5 protein-coding genes and 1 pseudogene are annotated in these 6,869 nt (G+C 57.6%); 4 read left to right on the top strand and 2 right to left on the bottom strand.

Features of this window, described 5'->3' with window-relative positions:
• Positions 1-68: 68 nt before the first annotated feature.
• Both Q6D67_RS19130 and Q6D67_RS19125 read right to left on the bottom strand, forming a co-directional pair.
• Positions 69-470 (bottom strand): annotated as a pseudogene (locus Q6D67_RS19130) (IS30 family transposase); the annotation flags it as partial.
• Positions 471-704: 234 nt separating this feature from the next.
• Entirely contained in the window at positions 705-1,484 is a 780-nt protein-coding gene (locus Q6D67_RS19125) for an FCD domain-containing protein (protein ID WP_304707274.1), read from the bottom strand.
• A gap of 202 nt (positions 1,485-1,686) precedes the next feature.
• Here Q6D67_RS19125 and Q6D67_RS19120 point away from each other — a divergent pair, with 202 nt between their 5' ends.
• The 4 genes from Q6D67_RS19120 (at position 1,687) to glcE (ending at position 6,861) form a co-directional block, all read left to right on the top strand.
• Positions 1,687-3,858: a malate synthase G gene (locus Q6D67_RS19120; RefSeq protein ID WP_304707273.1), complete on the top strand. Its 2,172-nt coding sequence runs from the start codon at positions 1,687-1,689 to the stop codon at positions 3,856-3,858.
• 58 nt (positions 3,859-3,916) lie between these two features.
• On the top strand, positions 3,917-4,225 hold the full coding sequence (locus Q6D67_RS19115) for a heme-binding protein (protein ID WP_304707272.1): 309 nt from the start codon (positions 3,917-3,919) through the stop codon (positions 4,223-4,225).
• Positions 4,226-4,322: 97 nt separating this feature from the next.
• Entirely contained in the window at positions 4,323-5,807 is a 1,485-nt protein-coding gene (locus Q6D67_RS19110; RefSeq protein WP_304707271.1) for an FAD-linked oxidase C-terminal domain-containing protein, read from the top strand.
• Complete coding sequence (gene glcE, locus Q6D67_RS19105) at positions 5,794-6,861, top strand: glycolate oxidase subunit GlcE (protein ID WP_304707270.1); 1,068 nt, start codon at positions 5,794-5,796, stop codon at positions 6,859-6,861. Before Q6D67_RS19110 ends, glcE begins: the two co-directional genes overlap by 14 nt.
• Positions 6,862-6,869: the final 8 nt, after the last annotated feature.

The raw sequence follows: 6,869 nt of genomic DNA, 5'->3' as shown, positions 1-6,869 counted from the left end.
GCGATAACAAATCAACCAGATACGCCGCCTTTTTTCAAACCCTCAAACACCACTTTTGGTTATAGCTCCTGAATATAGAGAGCTTGGTATATGCTTTCGTGAGAGATGCCCATGGATTCGTCATCTGGGAAATATATCTGCAGTCGATTGGAAATCTGCTCAGACGACCAGCCATTGACCCATTTACGGTCGCCGCGATGGGGTTTGCTTCGACCTTTGAACGGTGCCTGCCGAGGCCCGACAATCTCACGGCCATCTGCGTCCTGAACCTTACCCCCCCAGCGCTATTGTACGTATTCGCGCAATTGCGGGTTAGTCACCAGTTTCGCCGGCTTCAGTCTTTTGGCAATCAGTTCCGCTTTCCACTGCGCAACTGAAGCGCGATACTTGAGCCGGCCGGCACGAGTTGCAGCGTTACGAGTCCGCCCCCGTGAAATTGTCGACGGACTTCGTCCAAGACGGCGAGTAAGGTGTACAAGATCCGCGCGTGCAAGTGATACAAAGGACAGAGGGACGGGATTCCGGCGTCACTATCATTTGCTATGCTGGCGGTGAAAAGCAATTTTCGTTTACCTCTTTATTGGTTTGCGGCCTCGGCTTTTCCCGCTTCGACCTTCGGTCGTTCGCACTGCCTGTTACGCTTGTGTGTAGGGAGGTCCCTCGTTGATAAAACAGTAGCATGTACCCTCGCTTTGGCGAAAAGTTCATGAGCCGATCATGCGCTCCCAACTGGTTGAGCGATCCAGCCGCTGTTCCTCTTTTTCAATTTCCTGCAGGCGTGAACGTATATCGCGTATGTGTGCTCTGGCGGCCTTCTCGGCCCACTCTGGTTGGCGGCCTACAATGGCGTGGTAAATTTGTCGGTGGTGGCGGTCAATCTGTTTTTTGGAAGCGGTGCGGTGGTATAGGTTCTTGACGGAAGCCACCACCGACTGGCGCATCGGTTGAAGCAGGCTTTCCAGTGTGTGTATTAGTACCGGATTGTTGGATGCCTCGTAGATGGACTGGTGAAAGGCGTGATCGCAGCGCGCGACCTCTTCCGGATCAGTGTCGTGAGGGGGGGCCTCGAGGGCCCGGAAAGCGTGGGCAATTCGGTTTAAATCTATCTCTCTTGCCCGCTCAGCTGCCAGGAAGGCGGCGCGGCCTTCAAGGAGTTCGCGGACTTCGAGCAAGTCGTACAGAATGCGGGGATGCTCTTGGTAGAGTAGCATCAGTGGGCCCTCTTGGTGTAATCGCGGCACCAATCCGGTGACTACCGAGCCCTGGCCATGGCGGGTTTCGATCAGCCCGCGCCCGCGCAGCATCTTGAGCGCTTCGCGGAGACTATTGCGTGACACCCCCAGCCGCTCCGAGAGCTGCCTCTCGGAGGGGACTTTTCCACCAGGCTTGAGGGTTCCGTCGAGGATCAGATCTTCCAGTCGCCGCGTCAGCGACTCGGACAGCGAGGCGGGTTTCGATGGCGCTGTTCTAGCTGGTTCTACCATTTTGATCTCTGTTGAGAGGCGGAATTTACGTTATCATAACTCATTGATATAGAAGTTTTTTAGAAAGCAAAAACATAATTAATCACAGTAAACTGGTAGTACCAGTGTGTTTGTCGCTCGACTGTTACCAGTTTTAGCGAGATGATCGGCGCAGGCAAGACATGACCTTCAGTCAAGAATGCATAATGGAGAGTCGAGTGTTATGAATACCCGAGTGAACCGCGGCGGCCTGCAGGTTGTGGAGAGCCTAGCCAGGATGATTGAGGAGGAGATGCTGCCGGGCACGGCTATTGAGCCCGAACAATTCTGGCGTCAGTTTGCTGGCATCGTGCACGAGCTCGCACCTGTCAACCAGGAGCTACTACTTAAGCGGGACAAAATCCAGGCGCAGATGGACCAATGGTACCGCGCACACCCCCAGCGTCCGCTGGATATGACGGTGTATCGTGAGATGCTTGAATCGATTGGATACCTAGTGCCGGAAGGGACGGATTTTACGCTTGCTACCGAGAATGTGGACGCGGAAATCTGCCGGATAGCTGGTCCACAGTTGGTGGTACCTGTCAGCAATGCTCGATTTGCACTGAACGCGGCCAATGCGCGATGGGGCAGCCTTTACGATGCGCTCTACGGAACCGATGCGATAGCTGAGAACGATGGTTGCGAGCGGGGCGATACATTCAACACCAGACGTGGCCTGCAGGTGATTGCCTGGACACAGGCCTTCTTGGATCAGGCAATTCCTCTGAAAGATGGTAGCCACTCTGAGGTCACAGCTTATTCGCTGGACGATGTAAACGGTCGCAAGACGATGGTTGTATCTCTGGGCGAGCGTGGCAACACCGGTCTGCAGAATCCGGCGCAGTTGGTTGGCTATGTTGGGGACGAAAGTCCAGACAGTTTGTTGCTGGTGAATAACGGTTTGCATATCGAGTTGCAGATCAATAGGGATCACCCTATCGGTAAACTCGCCTTGGCAGGAGTCAAGGATGTGATTCTCGAAGCCGCCGTGTCCACCATCCAGGATTGTGAGGATTCGGTAGCCGCTGTCGATGCTCAAGACAAAGTGCAGGTTTACCGCAACTGGCTGGGTCTGATGAAAGGTACTTTGAGCGATACCTTTGTCAAGGATGGAAAGGAGATGACTCGCGTCCTCAACGGGGATCGTTATTACACGTCTGTCGATGGTGAGGAAGTGACTCTTCATGGCCGAAGTCTGCTGCTGGTACGCAACGTAGGCCACCTGATGACGACCGAAGCAGTTCTCGATCGGGATGGCAAGGAAATTCCGGAGGGTATCATGGATGCAGTGGTGACGACGCTGGCCGCCCTACACGACTTGAAGGGTAACGACAAGTCAGTCAACAGCCGCACCGGTAGTCTCTACATTGTTAAACCCAAAATGCATGGTCCCGATGAGGTGGCATTCACTAACACCTTGTTTGGTAGGGTTGAGGATGCCCTGGGGCTAGCGCGAAATACCATCAAGGTGGGTGTGATGGATGAAGAGCGCCGCACCACGGTGAACCTAAAAGAGTGTATCCGCGCCGTAAGTGAGCGTCTGGTGTTTATCAATACCGGTTTCCTCGATCGTACCGGAGACGAAATCCACACCAGCATGGAAGCCGGGCCCTTTCTACCGAAGGAGCAAATCAAGCGTCATCCCTGGATTCTGGCCTACGAGGATTGGAATGTGGATATTGGCCTTGCCTGCGGTTTGCAGGGCAAAGCCCAGATAGGCAAGGGAATGTGGGCCATGCCCGATGAAATGGCGCAAATGCTGGCGATCAAGCAGGGTCATCCGCAGGCAGGTGCTAGTTGCGCCTGGGTACCTTCACCCACGGCGGCGGTGCTGCACGCCACCCATTATCACACCGTCGCAGTGGTCGGGCGGCAGGAGGCACTCCAATCACGTCAGCGAGCCAGTATCGACGCCATATTGACGCCGCCGCTGCTGCTGGAAAGCACGCTATCGGCGGAGCAAATTCAGGCGGAGCTAGATAATAACGCCCAGGGCTTGCTGGGCTACGTGGTGCACTGGATTGATCAAGGAATCGGTTGCTCAAAGGTGCTGGACATCAACAATACGGGGCTTATGGAGGATCGCGCTACGCTCCGCATCTCGTCCCAGCACCTGGCAAACTGGTTGCGCCACGGCATTTGTACCGAGGCGCAGATGATGGACACCCTCAAGTCTATGGCGCGCGTGGTAGACGCCCAAAATGTGGGTGACCCAGCCTACAATCCGATGGCGCCAGCTTATGACGGTGTCGCCTTCCAGGCAGCCTGTGACCTGGTTTTCAAGGGCTGCGAGCAACCCAATGGCTACACCGAACCTGTGCTGCACGCCCGACGCCGTGAAATGAAGGCATGATTTCGAATGTTTATTCTCCCAAAGAGTTAGAACGTGATTCAATGCTGAATTCAGGATTATGATCGAAGGCGCGCGGCGTAAGTCCGTCGAGATTGGGGAGCCCCTACGTATTTCCATCGCCTATGCACTGGGTGATTTGGTTGCTCTAGATCGCATCGATGTTCACAAAGTGACCAGAATCACCATGGCCAACGACAAGGTGTTTACCGGTGCCGTTGCACGCAAAGCTACCCATGGCGGCAATACGGACTGTGTGCACGGGACCCTGGCATTTAGCATTCATACCGATGTGTATGGCCGCATCGGTACCGTTTTTGGGGGCCGGCCAGTGGTGATTGGCGGCGGAGTGGCTGGAGGTTCGGCTTGAAATCTGGTGCGTCGGTCCGGGACGTGGAATGCGTCCTGGAGGGTGTCGATCTCTTTGTGGTACAGCTTTACTGAATTGCCGGCGGGGATTCGCGATCATGGTTGCCTCTCATTACTTTGTACTGGCTGAAGAACTTACCAAGGAATTTCGTGCATTCATCGATCCCGAATACGTCATTGTCGATGCTGAAACCCAGCGACCCTACGAATGCGATGGCTTGTCCATGTACTGCGCGATGCCTCTCATTGTGTTACTGCCGGAAACGGTTGCGCAAGTACAGCGGGCGATGCAGATCTGCCACCAACGGGGCGTGCCGGTGATCCCGCGAGGAGCCGGTACCGGTCTTTCCGCCGGCGCCATGCCGCGCGAGGATGCCGTCGTGCTTTCCCTGGCCAAGTTCAAACACGTTCTGGATATCGACCCACTGGCACGTACGGCTCGGTTGCAGCCTGGTGTACGCAACCTGGCCATCAGCGAGGCGGCGGCCCAGTACGGGCTCTATTACGGGCCAGATCCGTCTTCCCAGATCGCTTGCACGATCGGCGGCAACGTGGCGGAGAATTCCGGTGGTGTGCACTGCCTTAAATACGGCCTCACAGTGCATAACCTGCTGAGTGTCGAGTTGGTCACTGTGGAAGGCGAGCTTGTCAGGTTGGGCTCAGAGGGACTGGATTGCGCGGGCATCGACCTGATGGCTCTGATTACCGGCTCCGAAGGCCTACTCGGGGTAATCACCGAGGTTACCGTGCGCCTGTTGCCAGTGCCCGAACAGGCGCGGGTGGTGATGGCGGCTTTTGACAGCGTGAAGGCGGCGGGTGACGCGGTCAGCGCGGTCATTGCCCAAGGCGTAATTCCCGCCGGCCTGGAAATGATGGACAGTCACGCCATCGTAGCTGCGGAGGCGTTTGCCAAGGCGGGCTACCCCATCGATGCCCAGGCCTTGCTGCTCTGCGAGGTGGATGGCACAGTGGAGGAGGTGGCAGACCACATTACGCGTATCGAGCAGCTGTTCCTGTCCCTGGGAGCGACCCTGACGCGGGTTTCCCGCGACGAGGATGAACGGGCACTGCTGTGGAAAGGGCGTAAGTCTGCGTTCCCGGCGGTCGGGCGTATCTCTCCAGATTATTACTGCATGGACGGTACCATTCCCCGCGGCGAGCTTGCTCACGTGCTTACCGAAATGCAGCACATGTCTGAGCATTACGGCCTGCGGGTGGCCAACGTCTTCCACGCCGGAGACGGCAATTTGCATCCGCTGATTCTTTTCGACGCCAGCAAACCTGGGGAATTTGACAAGGCCGAGGAGTTTGGCGGCAGGATTCTAGAGCTGTGTGTGGCGGTGGGCGGCTGCATCACCGGTGAACACGGGGTGGGTGTCGAGAAGCTACCCCAGATGAGCGTGCAGTTCAGCCCGCTGGAGATCGCCCAGTTTCACGGGGTCAAGGCCGCATTCGACCCCGCCGGCACGCTCAACCCGGGTAAGGGCATTCCGGTACTAAAAAATTGTCAGGAATATCGCGCCCTCGATCCGGGCCGAGGCCATGTTGCCCGCCAGCATCCGGAGGGATATGAGCAAGCATGATGTCACGCAGGAGTTGATCGAACAGGTCAACTGTGCCCGCACCGACGGCAGCACTCTGGAGATCGTCGGTGGCGGCAGCAAGCGGTTTATCGGCAGGGAGGCAGCAGCCGATGCGCGTATTGATGCAGGCCGGCACCGGGGCATCGTCAGCTATGAACCCGTGGAGCTGGTGCTTACCGCCCGCGCTGGTACACCGCTGCAGGAGATTGAGGACACTCTGGCGCAGCAGGGCCAGATGCTGGCCTTTGACCCACCGCATTTCGCCGGCGGCGCCACCTTGGGCGGCACACTGGCCTGCAACCAGTCAGGGCCGGCGCGCCCTTGGAATGGCTCGGTGCGGGATGCTGTGTTGGGAATTCGTCTGGTCAATGGCCGGGGAGAGCATCTGCGCTTTGGTGGCCAGGTCATGAAGAACGTGGCTGGCTACGACGTCTCGCGCGCTCAGGCGGGCGCCCTCGGCAGCTTGGGTATCATCACCGAAATCAGCCTGAAAGTCATGCCGAGGCCCGCTGCCAGCATGACGCTGGTAAAGGAAATGGATGCTGCCCGGGCAATTGTTGAGATGAACACCTTGGCTGGTCGGCCCCGGCCACTTGCAGGGGCATGCTGGCAGGATGGCCAGTTGTACCTGCGGCTGGCGGGTGTGCAGGCCGCCGTGGCAGGCACCGCTAGCCGCTGGGGCGGGGAAGTGCTGCAGCACGAAAGTAATTTTTGGCGCGACCTGAGGGATCAGCGGCAGCCCTTCTTTGTTGACGGAGAGCCCCTGTGGCGCTTCTCGGTCAATCCCGCGGCGCCCCACTGGCGAGATGGAGCCGATTGGCGGTTCGATTGGGGCGGAGCACAGCGCTGGTTACGAGGAGCTTTCCAGCGCGCGGAACTTGAGCGGGAAGCAGGGCGAGCTGGTGGGCAGGTCACTCTGTTCCGCGGCGGGGACAGGGCCGGTGAAGTATTCTCCACCCAGTCGGCAGCCCTGCAAACGCTGCATCGACGGCTCAAGGAGGCCTTCGATCCGATGCGGATTTTCAATCCAGGGCGGCTTTACAGCTGGATGTAAGCGGAGCG

This window comes from Haliea sp. E1-2-M8 (assembly GCF_030649675.1).
Lineage (GTDB): Bacteria > Pseudomonadota > Gammaproteobacteria > Pseudomonadales > Halieaceae > Haliea.
The sequence above is the reverse complement of the archived record's forward strand: the minus strand, read 5'-3'. Positions and strand labels throughout refer to the sequence as shown.